This window comes from Hyphomicrobium sp. 1Nfss2.1, from assembly GCF_965243865.1.
In the GTDB taxonomy this organism is placed as follows: domain Bacteria; phylum Pseudomonadota; class Alphaproteobacteria; order Rhizobiales; family Hyphomicrobiaceae; genus Hyphomicrobium_A.
This window is the reverse complement of sequence record NZ_OZ251603.1, coordinates 3033169-3048162: the sequence shown is the minus strand read 5'-3', so window position 1 is coordinate 3048162 and position 14994 is coordinate 3033169. Positions and strand designations below refer to the sequence as shown.

The window sequence follows — 14994 nt, the reverse complement described above, 5'->3', positions numbered from 1 at the left end:
GACGGCGCTTAGCCGGCGATTTTGGTGAAGTCGGCGACGTTGAGAGTGGCGGCGCGGATCTGCGAGAGAAGATGCAGGCGGTTGAGGCGCAGCGCCGGATCGTCGGCGTTGACGGTCACCTTGTCGAAGAAGGCATCGACGGGGGCGCGCAGCTCGGCGAGGGCGCGCATGGCGCCGGCGAAGTTCTCGACGGCGAGGGCCGACGCCGTGTCGTCGTTCACCTTGTCGATGGCGGCGGCGAGCGCCTTTTCCTCATCCTGCTGAAGCAGCGCCGCGTCGTAGTCGCCGGCGTGGCTGGTCTTATCCTTCTTCTCCTCGATGGCGAGGATGTTCTGCGCGCGCTTTACGCCAGCAAGCAGGTTGACGCCGTCGTCGGTGCCGAGCAGCTCGGACAGCGCCTCGACGCGCTTGACGATGAGCGCGAGGTCGTCCTGGCCTGGGAGCGCGAACACGGCGTCGATGAGGTCGTGGCGGGCGCCCTTGTCGCGCAGGTAGACCTTCAGGCGGTCGGCGAAGAAGGACAGGAGGTCAGCCGCTTGCTTCACTTCCCATTCCTGAGGCGGAACATCCCAGCCACGCACATCAGACATGACGCCCACCGCCTGCTTTGAAGTGGCAACGAGCTTCTGAATGAGGCCATCGGGTTTGAGTTCATCCATCGCCTTAAGTGGTGCCAACTTGGCATCGACGTGCTCGGCTACCTTCGACAGCCTGTTTGCCATGACAAGTCGACCAGCGAGCACCAAGTAGGGAAATAGAGCTAGCCGCAAATCGTTTTCGATGACGATGCGGATAACGCCGAGCGCGGCGCGGCGGAGCTGGTAGGGATCGCCGGAGCCGGTGGGCTTCTCGCCGATGGCCCAGAAGCCGACCAGCATGTCGAGCTTGTCGGCGAGCGCGACGGCAACGGCGGCGCCGTCGTCTTCGCTCTCCAGCGGAACGGAATCGGTCGGGCCCTTGGGCTTGTAATGCAGCTCGATGGCGCGGGCGATTTCGGGGTTCAGCTTCTCGTGTGCAGCGTAATAGCGGCCCATGAGACCCTGAAGCTCGGGGAACTCGCCGACCATGCCGGAGACCAGATCGGCCTTCGACAGCTCGCCCGCGCGCAAGGCGAGCGCTGCCTCGCACAGCTCCTGCTCGGTGGCGATCTGGTGCGCCAGCTCCTTGATGCGCTCGGTGCGCTCGAACTGGGTGCCGAGCTTCTCGTGGAAGGTGATGCCCTTCAGCTCGTCGCGCATCTCGTCGAGGGTCTTCTTGAGATCGGTTTCCCAGAAGAACTTGGCGTCGGACAGGCGCGCGGCGATGACCTTCTCGTTGCCGGCGATGATGGTCTTGCCGCCGTCCTTGGCTTTGAGGTTCGAGACGAGCAGGAAGTGGTTCGCCAGCTTCTTGCCGTGACGCAGCGAGAAGCACTTCTGGTGCGTCTTCATCGCGCTCGTGAGGCACTCGCCCGGCACTTCGAGGAACGATTTGTCGAACTCGCCCATGAGCACGATCGGCCATTCGGTGAGGCCGGCGTTCTCGGCGGCGAGGGCGTCATCCTCGACGAGCGTGAGCTTGGCTTCCTTGGCGAGCGCGTGCGCGCCTTCGTTGATGGTGGCGGCACGGGTCGCGAAGTCGAGCACGACCTTGTTGGCCTTCAGCTGCTTTTCGTAGTCGGCGAAGTCGGTGACCTTGAACGGTTCGCCGCCCATGAAGCGGTGGCCGCGGGTGACGTTGCCCGACTTGATGCCGGCGATCTCGAAGGGGACGACCTTGCCGGCGAGCAGCAGGATGATCGACCGCAGGGGGCGTATCCAACGAAGCGCTTCTGCCGCGACAATGTATCTTCCTTGATCGTCTACAATGTAATCGCCTTCTTCCGTCACCAAGAAGTCTGGCTCTTGCCAGCGCATAGCCTTCGGCCAGGCGAAGTTCAGGATGGTTTCGCGCAGAACCTCGGCGATGATTTCGCCGGCGGGGCGGCCGGGCTTTTCGATCTTGGCGAGATAAAAGTCGCCCTTCTTCTCGTCCTTGACGATGGTCGCCTCGTCGAGGGAGGCGAGGCCGGCGGACTTGAGGAAGCCTTGCACGGCCTGCTCGGGTGCGTTCGTGCGCGGGCCCTTCTTCTCCTCGGAGATGGCAGGCGACTTCTTCGGCACATCGGCGATGACGAGCGTCAGGCGGCGCGGCGTTGCGAAGGCGCGCGCCTCACCCACTTCGAGGCCCTTCGCCTTGAGACCGTCGACCATGAGACGGCGCAAATCTTCCGATGCGCGCACCTGAAGACGGGCGGGAATCTCTTCGGAGAACAGCTCGAGCAGAAGCTCTGACATGGGGGCGCTTTTTCTTCGGTTTCGTTGTGAATTTCGGAGGCGCACTCATACGTTATCGGGGCCGCGGTGTCATCTCGTAAGGATTTGATCTGACACAAGCGGAGAGAGAGGATTGGTCCGCTTCAAGCGTCGCGCGGCGGATGGCCGGCGCTCGCGCCGGGGCGCCTTGCGCCCTGAGCGGCCTGCGGCCTCTCCGCTTGAGGATTTGATCTGACACAAGCGGAGAGAGGATTGGTCCGCTTCAAGCGTCGCGCGGCGGATGGCCGGCGCTCGCGCCGGGGCGCCTTGCGCCCTGAGCGGCCTGCGGCCTCTCCGCTTGAGGATTTGATCTGATACGAGCGGAGAGAGGATTGGTCGGGGCAGCCGGTGACGTTGGAAAAGCGTCACCCCGGAAACGGGTGACGTAATCGTGCGGCCAACCTCGTCATCCCGGCACTTGTTGCCGGGATCCAGTGTGCGTATGGGGCGGGACAAGCGGACAGATGGATCCCGGGGACGAGCCCCGGGATGACAACCTGATCTGTCATCCCGGGCGAGCGAGCGCAGCGAACGATGACCCGGGAGCCAGCGCAAGATTCCGAGTCTGTGACGCTTTTCTCCTGGATCCCGGATAGCGGCTGGCGATGCTCGCCGCTTCCGGGATGACAGAGAAGCTCCTAGGGCGAGACGGGCTGGGGCTCGGCGGTAGGGAGCGGCGCGGTCTCTCTTGCGACGACAGCGTCAGCGATGTCGACCAGAGCGCCCGTGGCGCCGAGATAGCCGAGGCCGACGAGGATCAGCGCCACGGCGAACCAGAACACCGGACGCGCTCGATTGAAGAGGATCAGCCAGGCGACAATCAAAGCCGGCACACCGACAATTAGTCCACCAAGAACGACAGGCGGCATTATGCGCTTCCTCCCGTGGTCTCACGCCAAGCTACGCAGCAGGCCGTGGCCAGCTCGCGCACCCGGAGAATATAGCTCTGCCGCTCGGTGACGGAAATAACGCCGCGCGCGTCGAGCAGGTTGAAGAGGTGGCTGGCCTTTATGCACTGATCATACGCGGGCAGCGCCATCTCGTGCCGACCATCCCTCCTGCCCGCGTCGAGCAGCGCCAGGCACTCCTTCTCGGCGTCGGCGAAATGCTGCAAAAGGAGGGCCGTATCGGCGTACTCGAAGTTGAAGCGCGAATATTCCTGCTCGGCCTGCAGGAATACGTCTCCGTAGGAGAGCTTGCGCGCGTCGGTGCGGCCGTTGAACGAGAGGTCGTACACGCGGTCGACGCCCTGAATATACATTGCCAACCGCTCGAGACCGTAAGTAATCTCGGCGGAGACGACCTCGCACTCGCAGCCGCCAACCTGCTGGAAGTAGGTGAACTGCGTCACCTCCATGCCGTCGCACCAGACTTCCCAGCCGAGACCCCAGGCGCCGAGCGTCGGGCTCTCCCAGTCGTCCTCGACGAAGCGGATGTCGTGCAGCTCTGGAGCGATGCCGATGCGGCGCAGGCTTTCGAGGTAGAGATCCTGCATGTCGGATGGCGCCGGCTTCATGATGACCTGAAGCTGGTAGTAGTGCTGCAGACGGTTGGGGTTCTCGCCGTAGCGGCCATCCTTGGGGCGGCGCGAGGGTTGTACGTAGCAGGCGTTCCACGGCCTGGGGCCGAGGGCGCGCAGGGTCGTTGCCGGGTGGAAGGTGCCGGCGCCGACTTCCATGTCGTAGGGCTGCAGGATGACGCAACCCTGCTCAGCCCAGAAGCGCTGCAGGGTGAAGATGAGGTCCTGGAAGGACTTCTTCGGGTGCAGCGGCGGCACTTCTACGGCGTGCGCGCGGGCGGATTTTGCTTCGGCGGTCGGCATGTTGGGCGGCCCTTTTGGAGTTGGGCCGCACTATACGCATGGCGCGGGTTCTGTCACGCGGGCAGCTATTGCAGGCGCTCGGTGATGCGAACCTCGGGCGGCAATGGCGATATCATGGTGGCGATGCGGGGATCATCAGCCGGCTTGCCGTAAACCTGGGAATAGAGCGTTGCCAGCCAGCGCTGCAAATCTTCGCGCGCCAGCGTTGCCGGCGGGGTCTGCGCAAGCAGCAGGAGCTGCATGGGCGGGGGCGTGCCGGCGTGGGAGAGCGGCAGGATATAGCTGAGGCCTTCGATAAGACGGCAGCCATGGCGCGCATAGAAGGCGAGGCGGCGGCGGATGGGGCTGGAGGCGTCGAGGTCATCGCGAGGCGCGTCAACTTCGAGAATGCCCGGCGCGCCGGGGGCATGCTCGGCGGCATAAGCAACGGCGGTGGTCAGTAGCGCCGAGCCGAGGCCGGAGGAGCGCACGTTGCCGTCGACCGCCATGTATTCGAGCAGCCAGAATTCCTTGGAATGCGGGATGAATGTTATGGCGAAGCCGACGATTTCGCCGTCCGCCGTCTCGGCGATGAGGCAGGCGTAGCGGTCATCCTCGATCTGCGCGCGCAACTGGGGCAGCGACTTCTGCTCGGACGGCTCGATCGCGTCGCGATAAATGGCCGTCACTGCCTCGAAGCGCCGATCGTCGGCGGAACGCAGGGGTACAATCGATATGGTCAATCGGCGGTCCTCGGGGCAACGGCAGTCGCGGCTGGCCGAGTTTGCCAGCGCTAGTTCAACGGGACGTTGACGGTGCCTTGCAGGGTGTAGCCGTTGTAGTCGCCGGCACCGGATTGTCGAAGTTCCAAACGCCCTTGATGTGCGCCCAGCTTCTCCACATCAGAGGCCGCGGGAGGGTGGGGCGCCGAAGGCGGTGCGGAATGCGCGGGAAAAGTGCGCCTGATCGGCGAAGCCTGCAGCGTGTGCGGCTTGCGTCAGCGTCGCCCCACCTGCTGCGTCGCGGATTGCTGTGCGCAGGCGTTGCCAGGTGCGGTAGCGGCGAAAGGGGACACCCACCTCGGCGGTGAAGAGATGCTGGAAGCGCGAGACGGAAAGGCCGACCGTTCGCGCGAGTTGCTCAACCGATACGGGTTCTGAATGCGCGTTCTGAAGTAACCCGAGCGCGTGCGAGATGCGCGGCTCCAGTGCGCGCGTCGCGTGGCGGCGCGCGAACGCGAGTGCGTCGGCAGTCATGTCGTGAAGCTCATCGGATGCCGGCCGCTGCTCGAAGAGGTTGCGCATGAGCGCCACGTCGCCTGACCCGACAAGCGCGCCGTCCACCTCTTCGGCGTTGCGCATCAGCGGAGCGAAGACTTCGGCGCGGCCCATGCTCGGCTCGAGATAGAGGACACCAAGCGGAGCGCCGCTGACGTCGAACTCGTACGTCGTCCCGGCGCGGATGACGGCCGCGCGGCAGGTGTGCCAGGCGCCATTGCCTATGCGCAGACGGAAGGTGTCGTAGAGGCCGGCAAGATAGACGGCGGTGCTGTGGGCGTGCGGCGCGTTGTGCGCCAGGGGACCGGCGAAAACGGACCAGCCGGCATCGACATGCCACAACGAACCGCGGGTGCGCTCGGCAGCATGTTCGTTCAAGCGCCGGGGCGCTGTCATTTCCTATCCTCACCACAACCAGACGCAGGAAGGTTGCAGAGGACGGTCAAAGTGGCAATGGACGATAATGGCGAATTTGCCCGGGGACGCGTGACGCGGCGCGGGCTCCTCGGTGTGGCCGCAGGGATCGCCGCGGCGCCGCTGGCGCGTGCTTTGTTGCCGGGTGAAGCGCTGGCGGCCGCGCCGCAGCTCGGTCTCACCAAGCCCGGCTTTGCGCGCTTCAGGCTGGGCGCGTTCGAGCTGACGATGCTGCCCGATTCCGATGCCTTCATCGACGGGCCGTTTCCGATCATCGGCGAGAACGCTGCGGAAGCCGATGTGCAACGGCTGATGATCGAGAACCTGTTGCCGCCGAAGACATACCAGCCCGGCTTCACGCCGATGGTCGTCAATACGGGAAAAGAGCTGGTGATCTTCGACACAGGCAACGGCGCGAACGGCTTCGTCAAGCGCCCCGATGGCGGCTGGCTGGCGGCGCAACTGGCGCCTGCCGGTTTCACGCCGGATCAGATCGACGTCGTGGTGCTCTCGCATGGTCATATCGACCACGTCGGCGGCATCATGGAGGGCGGCAAGCCGCTGTTTCCCAACGCGCGCTATGTCATAGCGGCGACCGAGTACGACTACTGGGCGCAGGAAGGCGTGCACACGAGCGACCTGGCAAAGCTCATGGCCGGGGTGTTCCGCACCAACGTCGTGCCGGTGAGAGATCGCATCAGCTTCATCAAACCGGGGGACGACGTCGTCGGTGGCATCCGGTCGATGGCTGCTCCGGGACACACGCCCGGGCATCTGGCGTTCATGATCGAGAGCGACGGCAAGAACATGCTCTTCTGGGGCGACTGCGCACATCATCAGGTGGCCTCGCTGGCGCGACCCGATTGGCATTGCATGTTTGATTCAGACAAAGAACAGGGCGCCACGACACGCAAACGGATCTACGACTTGGCGGCGGCGGAGCGAATTCCCGTGCAGGGCTATCACATGCCGTTTCCGTCGCTGGGATACGTCGAGCGAAGGCAGGAAGGCGGCTATCGGTGGCTGGCGCACACGTATCAACTCAGTCAGCCGTCCGCGGGCTGAAACACCCCCACCCGCCCCTCCCCCGCAAGGGGGGAGGGAAAGCGTTTGGATGCTCGCGTGTTGACGAGGCGAGCGGGCTACAGCAAGTTGCGCGGAGGCCGATGCCGCCTGCCGCTTGCGCCCGAAAGGGTATGGTGAAGTGCATCAAGGGATGCGTTGATCCTTCAGCCAGACGGCGAACGGGTCGGCAATGCAAGCGCTGATCTATCTCGTTCGCCGCAATGCTAGAGGATCACATGGGTCAAATCCCTGACGCCAAAGCCATGGCACGCGCGCTGCGCAATGCCCTCGGCGACAAGCAGGTCACGCTCTCGCACAGCGAATGTCTCGAAATCGTCGCCAAGCAATTCGGCGCGGAGAACTGGAACGTGCTCGCCGCGCGGATCGAGGCGGAGCAGAGCGCGGCGACACAGCCGGAGAAGAGCGCAGTTCGCTTCAGCGACGCCATTCCCATCCTGCGGATTTTCGATGTCGAGAAGGCGAAGGAATTCTACGTCGGCTTTCTCGGTTTCACGATCGATTGGGAGCATCGCTTTGGCGACGACTTTCCGCTTTACGCGCAAGTCTCGCGCGCGGACATCAAGCTGCACCTGTCGGAGCATCACGGCGATGCTAGCCCCGGCTCGACCGTGTTCGTGTGGATGCGCGGGATCGCCGATTATCATCGGGAGCTGACGGCAAAGAAGTACCGATATTACCGGCCGGGGCTGGAAGATGCTGCCTGGGACGCAAAGATGATGCAGGTGGCCGATCCGTTCGGCAACCGGTTGCGCTTCAGCGAGCCGAACGCGGCGGATGATCCGCGCGCGTAGCGCATTTCAGAGTCAGCCGGAAACCCCTCACCCGGTCGCGATCTGTCGATCGCGCCCAACCTCTCCCTGTAGGGAGAGGTTAAGTGTGCCAATGACCTAGCCTCTCCCCGGCGGGGAGAGGCCGAAGCGAATGCAAATGAGCTCGGGTGAGGGGCTTCGACCTCAGCCCAAGTCGTGCTGGAGTCGGCGTTACTTGCTGGCTTTGAGAAGCTGGTCGCGCTCGGCAAGCAGGGCGTCGAGCTTAGCCTGCTGATCGGCGATGCGATCGGCGGTGCGGCTTTCGTCAGCGGCGCCGGAATAAGCCGCGGCCTGCTCGACGAGCTCGCGCAGGTTGTCGCGTAGGACAGCGATGGCATTGTCGAGCTCGGCAAGCAGTTCGGGGTCGGCGGCCATGGTCGTCCTCTTGGTGGGGATCTGTCGTCGGGATGATAGGCTAGCGGCCTTGATACGCCTTGAGCCTTATCAAGGGCTGAAGCTTTACGCGTTGCGGTGGCGAGCGGGGCGATAAACGCCGGCCTCGGGATCCCATTCGAGCTTGCCCAAGTCTTTCGGCACAGTGTGAAGCTCGGGACCGCGCGCCATCTGCTCCTGAGTTTCGCGTGCTACGTCGGCCGCACGCGCCATCTCACGCGCGATCCATTTGAAGCCAGCAGAAATACCAGCGCCGATGAGCAAAGCGGCGACGAGCTGGGGCATCGGTGACACTCCCTCATGCAACGCGCGCCGGCCCTCAAGACGGCAGCGCAGGTTACAACCCGAACCGCGACCAGAGGGCCCGGGCCTCGACAGCGGATATCAAGTCCTCGGCAAAGGCAAGACGTGGCCTCGTTAATTCCTCGTAACCCGCGGCGGACGGCGAGCGGCGCAAGCGGCTCAAAAGGCCACCCTTTTCAAGGGGAACGACCTTCAAGCGAACCTTGTCGCCGAACAGCTCGCGCATTTTTGTGCGCACATCCGAGATGCCGTCGATGAGTCCGTATTCCAGGGCTTTAGGGGCCGACCAGAAGGCGCCCGTGAACAGCTCGTTGTCGGCGGCAGCGAGGCGGCCGGCGCGGCGTTCCTTGACGACGCCGATGAAGACGTCGTGCACGTCGCGCTGCACGGCCTTGATGCGCTCGACGTCCTCGGGGCGCTCGGGACGGAAGGGGTCGAGCGTGTCCTTGGCCGTGCCGGCGGTGTAGACGCGGCGCTCGATGCCGAGCTTCTCGATGGCCTTGTCGAAGCCAAAGCCTGAGAAGATGACGCCGATCGATCCGACGATGGACGACGCGTCGGCGTAGATCTCGTCACCGGCAACGGCGAGGTAGTAGCCGCCCGACGCCGCGACGTCCTCGCAGAAGACATAGACCTTCTTTTTGTTCTCTTCGGCGAGCTGGCGGATGCGATGAAAGATCAGGCTCGACTGCACCGCAGAGCCGCCCGGCGAGTTGATGATGATGGCGACGGCGGGCGTCTTCGACAGTTCGAACGCCTTCTCGATGGCGCCGGCGGCGTGGCCGATCGAGAGGCCGGGACGCAGCGGCGTCGACATTCCGATCGGACCGGAGAAACGCAGCACTGGGACAACTGGACCCTGGCCGAAGAACCACATGCGGTATGAGCCTCGCGAAGATCTGATCGTTGGGTGAGGCGCCGGTTTTAGGGCATTGGCCGCGCCCCGGCTAGAGCCGTGTTGTGGTCGGAGCCGTCAGCGGCGCGCCCCAGGCAGCGGCAGGCTTGCTCCAGCCCGCAGAATGGCCTGCGCGGTTGGTGTGAAGTCGTTTCCTTCGCTGTGGAGCACAAGGCCAGAAAGAAGCTGCAATGGTGCACGGCTGCCCTTCATGCCCTCGACGATGACCCGGTGCGCGTTGTCTCCGGGGCGTGGGTAGAGCGGCATGATCTTGATGCCGCCGAAGCGCGGATCGAGCGCGGCCAGTACGCGCTGCATCGCATCTGCCTTGTGTACGATGGTGGCAAGCCCGCGGGGGGCCGCCATACGCGCCATGAAGCGGGCCCAGCTATCCAGCTCGTCATCGGGCATGGCATGCGCCGCGGCTTTGGTTGCATCGGGCGCGAGCGTGCCGGAGCCGGTGTCGTGATAGGGCGGGTTGGCGATAACGTGGGTGAAGCTTTCCTCGATCAGCCCCGCGGCGCGCACCTCGGCGGCGGGTGCACCAACCGATAGCGTGACGACGCGAACGCGGTGGGAGAGGTTGTTGCGGCGGACATTCTCTTCGGCGAGCGTTGCCAACTGCGGGTCGCGCTCCAGGAGCACGACTTCGGCGGTTTCGATGCGGCGGGCGACGCACAGCCCCGCGGTGCCGACGCCGGCACCGAGGTCGAGCACGCGCTGCGGGCGATTGTCGGAAGCGGGCACAGTCGCGGCGAGCATTACGGCGTCGAGGCCGGCACGATAACCGGAGCGCTGCTGCAGGATGTGCAGCGCGCTGCCGAGGAAGGCGTCGTCGGTGAGGTGCGACCCAGCGGCGGGGCTGAGCGTCTGTGTTGCCGGAGCATCCGTCATGGCTCGACCATCCACTGACCGAGGTCGGCATCGAGAAGGAGCCGGCGGGCGGCATCCCAGCGATCATCAGGCACGGCGATCCGCTGCACCACGGCGCCCAGCGAGCCCTGCACGGTGCTCATGTTGCCATCGAACAAGGCCGTCTCGATCCCCGCATCCTCGAGCAAGGCACGGAGAAAGCTCAACAAGACCGGATCGTTAGTGGTTACGAGGTCGCGCATGGGCTCACAGTAGCCTCTCTGGACCGGCTGCGGCAAAGTTTGATAGTACGGGGGCCGATAGCGGGGCTATACCAACAGCAACAAACGAGAACCCGGAAACTCGCCTTTGGCCCAGATCATCCCCCTCGACTCCGCCCGGAATGGCCCCAATGGGTTGCAGCCGCTGCTCGACCTCGTTTCGGCGGATATGGAGGCGATCAACCGCATCATCCTCGACAAGGCCGTGTCGGATGTGGAGCTCATTCCGGAGCTGGCACACCACCTGATCGATTCAGGCGGCAAGCGGCTGCGGCCGATGCTGGCGCTCGCGTCCGCCAAGCTGTGCGACTATCCGGGGCAGGGGCATATTCGCGTCGCCAGCGCGATCGAGTTCATGCACACCGCGACGCTGCTGCACGACGACGTGGTCGATGAGAGCGGCCTGCGCCGCGGCAAGCAGACGGCGCGCATCCTGTGGGGCAACCAGGCGAGCGTTCTGGTGGGCGATTTCCTGCTCGGGCAGGCGTTCCGCATGCTGGTGGATGTCGGCTCGCTGCCGGTGCTGAAGATCCTTTCTAACGCGGCTGCCGTTATCGCCGAAGGCGAGGTGATGCAGCTTGCTGCCGCCAACAACACGGCGACGACCGAGGACGAATATCTCGCCATCATCAACGCCAAGACGGCCGCCCTTTTCTCAGCGGCGGCAGAAGTCGGGGCGGCGATCTCCAACCGTCCGGCGGCCGAGCAGACGGCCCTCAAGGCTTATGGCCGCAACCTGGGCCTCGCCTTCCAGCTTGTCGACGATGCGCTCGATTATTCGGGCGACAGCTCGAACCTCGGCAAGGCGGTGGGCGACGATTTCCGCGAGGGCAAGATCACGCTGCCGATCATCCTGTCGTTCCGGCGCGGCTCGGAGGAGGAGCGGCGGTTCTGGACGCGGACGATTGCCGAGGGCGATATCCAGGATGGCGACCTGGAACGCGCTGTGTCCTTGATGAAACAGCACAAGGCCATCGAAGCGACGATGGAGCGGGCGCGCTCGTTCGGTGCCGTCGCGCATGACGCCCTGGCAATTTTCCCGGATCGGCCCGAAAAGGCCGCAATGCTGGACGTGATCGAGTTCTGCGTGCATCGCTCGCACTGAAAACGTGGGCGGCTTATACGCCCTTATTGCCGGCCGCAGGGCTCCATCCTAGGATTCGGCGCTTCGCATCAGGATCGGGGAACGCCGGTGGGTTCGCTTAAGCAGACGATCGGACGTAAGGCCGGCATTGCCGGTTATATCCTTGGCGCATTGTGCCTGGTGGCCGGTGCAGGTGCGGCAGCGCAGTCGGCGACTGCGGAGCAACCGGGCATCGTGCTGGTGAAGCTCGGCATCGCCGACATGAGCAAGGCCGAGCAGACGAACCTGTGGAAGCTGGTCGACGAGTATGCGACCGTCGATGCGCTGCAGGAATTCTGCGGCACGAAGCTCAATCTGCAGCGGCGCGCCTGGATCGCGGTCAGCACGTGCGTCGAGCCGGCATCGCTGAAAAAGGTGTTCGCCAAGTTCCGCACCAAGAAGAGCGAGTACTTGAAGCAGTGGCAGACGCTGCACGGCGAGGCGGAAGCGAAGAAGAACGTGTGCGAGCGCTTCAAGCCGAAGCTGACGGAGTACACGAAGATCATGAGCGGTCAGATCGAGCAGGCCGCCACCGCCTGCCGGAATTGTTTTTTTTGTTAGTGACGCGAGCGGATAGAAACTTGCTCTTCGCCAACCGTCGCGCACGCAGACGGCCGCGCCAAAGAGCATGACAGCCTCAACTGCGGTCGGTAGCGGAAGCGATTAGTTGCCGAGGGTGGTGGCGGTGACCCACCAATCGGGATGATGCGCCTTGAGGCTGTCGGCGGCCTCGGCTGCGGCGCTAGCATCGGTGAAGATGCCGTAAGACGTCGGCCCCGCACCCGACAGGCTGACGTACTGGCAGCCCGGCTTTGCGGCAAGCGCCGCTTCGGCCCAGGCGCTCTGCTCCATGATGGCGTGCGCGGCGTTGCGCAGATCATTGCCGATCCCGCGCATGTGGGCGATGAGCGCGTCGGCGTCCGACATTTCGGGCGGGATGACCGGCGGGTTGGCGTGCTCGAGCGGCGGCGTGATGAGTTGCCGGAACACCGAGCGTGTTTTTTCCACCGGCGCTGCATCCATCGGACAGACCAGCACGGCATCGAGGCTCGCGAGCGCAGGCAATGGCTCAATGTGCTCGCCGACGCCCCACACGAGAGCGGAGCAATCGGCAAGGCATACGGGAACATCGGCGCCGAGCGAGGTCGCGATGGCGTGCCAGTCGATGTTGCTTTGCGGGTTGACGCTGCGCACGGCGCGCAGCACTGCCGCCGCATCGGCCGAACCGCCGCCAATTCCGGCTGCGATGGGCAGCGCCTTCTCGATCTCGACGGCGCCCAAGGTCAGGCCCGGGTCGGCTGCTGCGAGGCGCTGCAGCGTCGTGTCGACGAGATTGCGGCCGGTGATGGCGCCGATGTAGGGGCCCGACACCGTGACAGACGGCGTGGCGCCCGGGCGAAACACCACTTTGTCGCCGACGTCGGCAAAGACGATCAGACTTTCGAGGAGATGGTAACCATCCGCGCGCCGACCATGGACGCGCAGCGTGAGATTGACCTTGGCGCGCGCGCGTTCGGCAATGACCGTCATTGGACTTCGACCATTAAAGAAGCGGCCCCGACGAATTGACGGGGCCGCTCGAATTACACGCCTGTCGTTGGCGAGGTTACTCTACCAGGGCAGGGTTAAGCTTGGTTTCCTTGCGGCGCTTCTGCTGGATCTTACGCATCGTCTCGCGAGCGCCGACCCGGGCTTCAAGGCTGGGCGGCAGGCCTTCGACAAGCTTCTGCTTGATCTTCACGACCTCTTCGGGCTCGGGATCAAGGGTCAGCGCCTGATCCCACTGGAATTTCGCCTCGCGCTCACGGCCGACGCGCCACAGGGCATCGCCGAGGTGGTCGTTGAGGACGGGGTCCTGCGGCTTCAATTCCACGGCGCGCTCAAGGAAGCGCACGGCCTCGGCGTAGTTGCCGAGCTTGTAGTGGGCCCAACCGAGGCTGTCGACGATGTAGCCATCATCCGGCTTCAGCGCGACGGCCTTCTCGATCAGGTCCATGCCCTCCTTGAGGTTCATGTTCTGATCGATCCAGCTGTAGCCGAGGTAGTTCAGGGCGAGAGGCTGGTCGGGGTAAAGCTCCAGCGCCTTCTTGAGATCGGCTTCGGCAGCCGGCCAATTCTTCAGACGCTCATAGCAGGTGCCGCGCGAATAGAAGATGCTCCAGTGGCGCTTATCGGGATTGGGGATCAGCGCGATGGCCTTGGTGTAGATGTCGGCGGCTTCCGCATAGCGCTTGCGCGCGCGCAGGATGTTGCCCAGCGCATCGAGCGGCTTCAGGTCGGTCTGGTTCTCGGCAATCTGCTTGTCGAGGATGACCTTGGCCTCTTCATCGCGATCGAGAGAGTTGAGATCGAAGGCCTTGCGGATGTCGATGGCCGACTGCAGGGCGCTGCCGGGCGGGATGCGGTTGTAGGCGTCGATGGCATCCTTGTAGCGCTGGCCGGTCTCGTAAGCGCTGGCGAGTGCAGCAAGGGCGAATGCGTGATTGGGCTGTGCGTGCAGTGCCATCTGCAAATAAAGGACGCCCATGCTGAGGCCGCCCTCACTGGTGAGCGCTTCGCCCAGACCATAGAATACCTCGGCCATGCCTTCGGCCGGGGTGGTGACGAGCAGCGGGGTCTTTTTGCCGTTCCCGATCTCGTCGCGCAGCTCGCGCACGAGAACGTGCGGCTCTGACTGGTTGCGATCGGTCTGCTGGTCGAGGATCTCGTTGGCGAGCTTCAAGTTGCCGTTGCGCGCGGCGTGGCGTGCGTAGGCCAGCGCGATGCGCAATGTGGTGGCGTCCTGGCGCATCGAATGCTCGTACGCGGTCTCGGCCTCTTTGCTGCGGCCGAGCACGTCAGAGATCAGCGCCTTGTGATAGTTGAGATAGAACTGCGCCCACTCGGCCTGCTTGGGCATGTCGAGGAATTTGAGCGCGCGCTGCGCATTGCCGTCGGCTGCGGCGGCCCAGGCGCGGGCAAGCGCGCTGGTCAGCTCGCCGATCGGGCCATCGCTGGCCTTGCGGAATTCATCGTCCGATTTCTTGAAGTCACCCTTCTTGAAGGCCTCGAGACCGAGCAGAAGGTGCGCCATCCGGTTGGTGGCATCCTTGGCCACAAGCTGGCGCGCAAGCGGCACGGCCTTGTCCCAATGCCCTTCGGTCGCTTCCGTCTGGAACGCCTGCTCGATGAGCACCTTGTTATTTGGATCGAGCGTCAGAGCGCTGCCGTAAAACGAAGATGCGGCGTCGGCATCGTTGATGCTCTTGGCGATGTTGGCGGCAAGATAGCTGCCGAACAGCGAATGTGCCGACGTTTCTGTCGTGAAATCGGTGGCGGCTTGCGCGGCACCAAGGCCGAAGGTGAGGACGCCGATGGTTGTCACCGATGAGTGCAACACCTTGCGAAGGCTAGCCCGCATTCAACCTGATCCTTCTTGGAGGCCGGA

16 protein-coding genes are annotated in these 14994 nt (G+C 64.3%); 4 read left to right on the top strand and 12 right to left on the bottom strand.

Annotated elements, in window-relative coordinates; all coding sequences use genetic code 11:
- Nucleotides 1–8: 8 nt before the first annotated feature.
- The 5 genes from glyS to ACP15D_RS14780 all read right to left on the bottom strand — a co-directional run bounded on the left by glyS (nt 9) and on the right by ACP15D_RS14780 (nt 5807).
- Nucleotides 9–2315, bottom strand: a complete 2307-nt coding sequence (glyS, locus tag ACP15D_RS14800) for a glycine--tRNA ligase subunit beta (protein ID WP_424958208.1) — start codon at nt 2313–2315, stop codon at nt 9–11.
- 656 nt (nt 2316–2971) lie between these two features.
- Nucleotides 2972–3202, bottom strand: a complete 231-nt coding sequence (locus tag ACP15D_RS14795) for a hypothetical protein (protein ID WP_424958207.1) — start codon at nt 3200–3202, stop codon at nt 2972–2974.
- Entirely contained in the window at nt 3202–4155 is a 954-nt protein-coding gene (locus tag ACP15D_RS14790) for a glycine--tRNA ligase subunit alpha (protein WP_424958206.1), read from the bottom strand. Before ACP15D_RS14790 ends, ACP15D_RS14795 begins: the two co-directional genes overlap by 1 nt.
- 65 nt (nt 4156–4220) lie before the next feature.
- Nucleotides 4221–4877, bottom strand: coding sequence for a GNAT family N-acetyltransferase (locus ACP15D_RS14785; RefSeq protein ID WP_424958205.1), 657 nt, complete (start codon nt 4875–4877; stop codon nt 4221–4223).
- A 159-nt stretch (nt 4878–5036) separates the two neighbouring features.
- Nucleotides 5037–5807 carry a helix-turn-helix domain-containing protein gene (locus ACP15D_RS14780; protein ID WP_424958204.1) on the bottom strand — a complete coding sequence of 257 codons (771 nt, stop codon included), beginning with the start codon at nt 5805–5807 and terminating at the stop codon, nt 5037–5039.
- Nucleotides 5808–5864: 57 nt separating this feature from the next.
- On the opposite strand from ACP15D_RS14780, the gene ACP15D_RS14775 reads away from it, so the two are divergent.
- Nucleotides 5865–6890: an MBL fold metallo-hydrolase gene (locus ACP15D_RS14775; protein WP_424959242.1), complete on the top strand. Its 1026-nt coding sequence runs from the start codon at nt 5865–5867 to the stop codon at nt 6888–6890.
- 236 nt (nt 6891–7126) lie between these two features.
- Nucleotides 7127–7702 (top strand): glyoxalase superfamily protein, encoded by a 576-nt coding sequence (locus ACP15D_RS14770; RefSeq protein ID WP_424958203.1) that lies wholly within the window; start codon nt 7127–7129, stop codon nt 7700–7702.
- Nucleotides 7703–7891: 189 nt separating this feature from the next.
- On the opposite strand, the gene ACP15D_RS14765 is transcribed toward ACP15D_RS14770, so the two are convergent.
- The 5 genes from ACP15D_RS14765 to ACP15D_RS14745 form a co-directional block, all read right to left on the bottom strand.
- The gene (locus ACP15D_RS14765) at nt 7892–8095 is read right to left on the bottom strand and encodes a hypothetical protein (protein ID WP_424958202.1); all 204 of its coding nucleotides are present in this window, start codon (nt 8093–8095) and stop codon (nt 7892–7894) included.
- A gap of 84 nt (nt 8096–8179) precedes the next feature.
- The gene (locus tag ACP15D_RS14760) at nt 8180–8398 is read right to left on the bottom strand and encodes a hypothetical protein (RefSeq protein WP_424958201.1); all 219 of its coding nucleotides are present in this window, start codon (nt 8396–8398) and stop codon (nt 8180–8182) included.
- Between the two features lie 52 nt (nt 8399–8450).
- Nucleotides 8451–9293, bottom strand: coding sequence for a S49 family peptidase (locus ACP15D_RS14755; RefSeq protein WP_424958200.1), 843 nt, complete (start codon nt 9291–9293; stop codon nt 8451–8453).
- Between the two features lie 96 nt (nt 9294–9389).
- A complete protein-coding gene (locus ACP15D_RS14750; protein ID WP_424958199.1) occupies nt 9390–10205 on the bottom strand; it encodes a tRNA1(Val) (adenine(37)-N6)-methyltransferase in 816 nt (271 codons plus the stop codon).
- A complete protein-coding gene (locus ACP15D_RS14745) occupies nt 10202–10393 on the bottom strand; it encodes a DUF2007 domain-containing protein (RefSeq protein WP_424958198.1) in 192 nt (63 codons plus the stop codon). The genes ACP15D_RS14750 and ACP15D_RS14745 overlap by 4 nt, the downstream gene beginning before the upstream one ends.
- 139 nt (nt 10394–10532) lie before the next feature.
- On the opposite strand from ACP15D_RS14745, the gene ACP15D_RS14740 reads away from it, so the two are divergent.
- Nucleotides 10533–11549, top strand: coding sequence for a polyprenyl synthetase family protein (locus ACP15D_RS14740; protein ID WP_424958197.1), 1017 nt, complete (start codon nt 10533–10535; stop codon nt 11547–11549).
- A gap of 87 nt (nt 11550–11636) precedes the next feature.
- Nucleotides 11637–12128: a hypothetical protein gene (locus tag ACP15D_RS14735; RefSeq protein WP_424958196.1), complete on the top strand. Its 492-nt coding sequence runs from the start codon at nt 11637–11639 to the stop codon at nt 12126–12128.
- Between the two features lie 102 nt (nt 12129–12230).
- Here the strand turns inward: ACP15D_RS14735 and ACP15D_RS14730 are convergent, their stop codons facing one another.
- Together ACP15D_RS14730 and ACP15D_RS14725 are read right to left on the bottom strand one after the other, a co-directional pair.
- Nucleotides 12231–13097 carry a 4-(cytidine 5'-diphospho)-2-C-methyl-D-erythritol kinase gene (locus ACP15D_RS14730; RefSeq protein WP_424958195.1) on the bottom strand — a complete coding sequence of 289 codons (867 nt, stop codon included), beginning with the start codon at nt 13095–13097 and terminating at the stop codon, nt 12231–12233.
- Nucleotides 13098–13173: 76 nt separating this feature from the next.
- Nucleotides 13174–14967 (bottom strand): tetratricopeptide repeat protein, encoded by a 1794-nt coding sequence (locus tag ACP15D_RS14725; RefSeq protein ID WP_424958194.1) that lies wholly within the window; start codon nt 14965–14967, stop codon nt 13174–13176.
- Between the last annotated feature and the right edge of the window lie 27 nt (nt 14968–14994).

Bases quoted from the DNA above. Each gene is read 5' to 3' on its own strand.
- glyS (WP_424958208.1), bottom strand. From the start codon at position 2,315: ATGTCAGAGCTTCTGCTCGAGCTGTTCTCCGAAGAGATTCCCGCCCGT.
- ACP15D_RS14795 (WP_424958207.1), bottom strand. From the start codon at position 3,202: ATGCCGCCTGTCGTTCTTGGTGGACTAATTGTCGGTGTGCCGGCTTTG.
- ACP15D_RS14790 (WP_424958206.1), bottom strand. From the start codon at position 4,155: ATGCCGACCGCCGAAGCAAAATCCGCCCGCGCGCACGCCGTAGAAGTG.
- ACP15D_RS14780 (WP_424958204.1), bottom strand. From the start codon at position 5,807: ATGACAGCGCCCCGGCGCTTGAACGAACATGCTGCCGAGCGCACCCGC.
- ACP15D_RS14775 (WP_424959242.1), top strand. From the start codon at position 5,865: ATGGACGATAATGGCGAATTTGCCCGGGGACGCGTGACGCGGCGCGGG.
- ACP15D_RS14770 (WP_424958203.1), top strand. From the start codon at position 7,127: ATGGGTCAAATCCCTGACGCCAAAGCCATGGCACGCGCGCTGCGCAAT.
- ACP15D_RS14765 (WP_424958202.1), bottom strand. From the start codon at position 8,095: ATGGCCGCCGACCCCGAACTGCTTGCCGAGCTCGACAATGCCATCGCT.
- ACP15D_RS14760 (WP_424958201.1), bottom strand. From the start codon at position 8,398: ATGCCCCAGCTCGTCGCCGCTTTGCTCATCGGCGCTGGTATTTCTGCT.
- ACP15D_RS14755 (WP_424958200.1), bottom strand. From the start codon at position 9,293: ATGTGGTTCTTCGGCCAGGGTCCAGTTGTCCCAGTGCTGCGTTTCTCC.
- ACP15D_RS14750 (WP_424958199.1), bottom strand. From the start codon at position 10,205: ATGACGGATGCTCCGGCAACACAGACGCTCAGCCCCGCCGCTGGGTCG.
- ACP15D_RS14730 (WP_424958195.1), bottom strand. From the start codon at position 13,097: ATGACGGTCATTGCCGAACGCGCGCGCGCCAAGGTCAATCTCACGCTG.
- ACP15D_RS14725 (WP_424958194.1), bottom strand. From the start codon at position 14,967: ATGCGGGCTAGCCTTCGCAAGGTGTTGCACTCATCGGTGACAACCATC.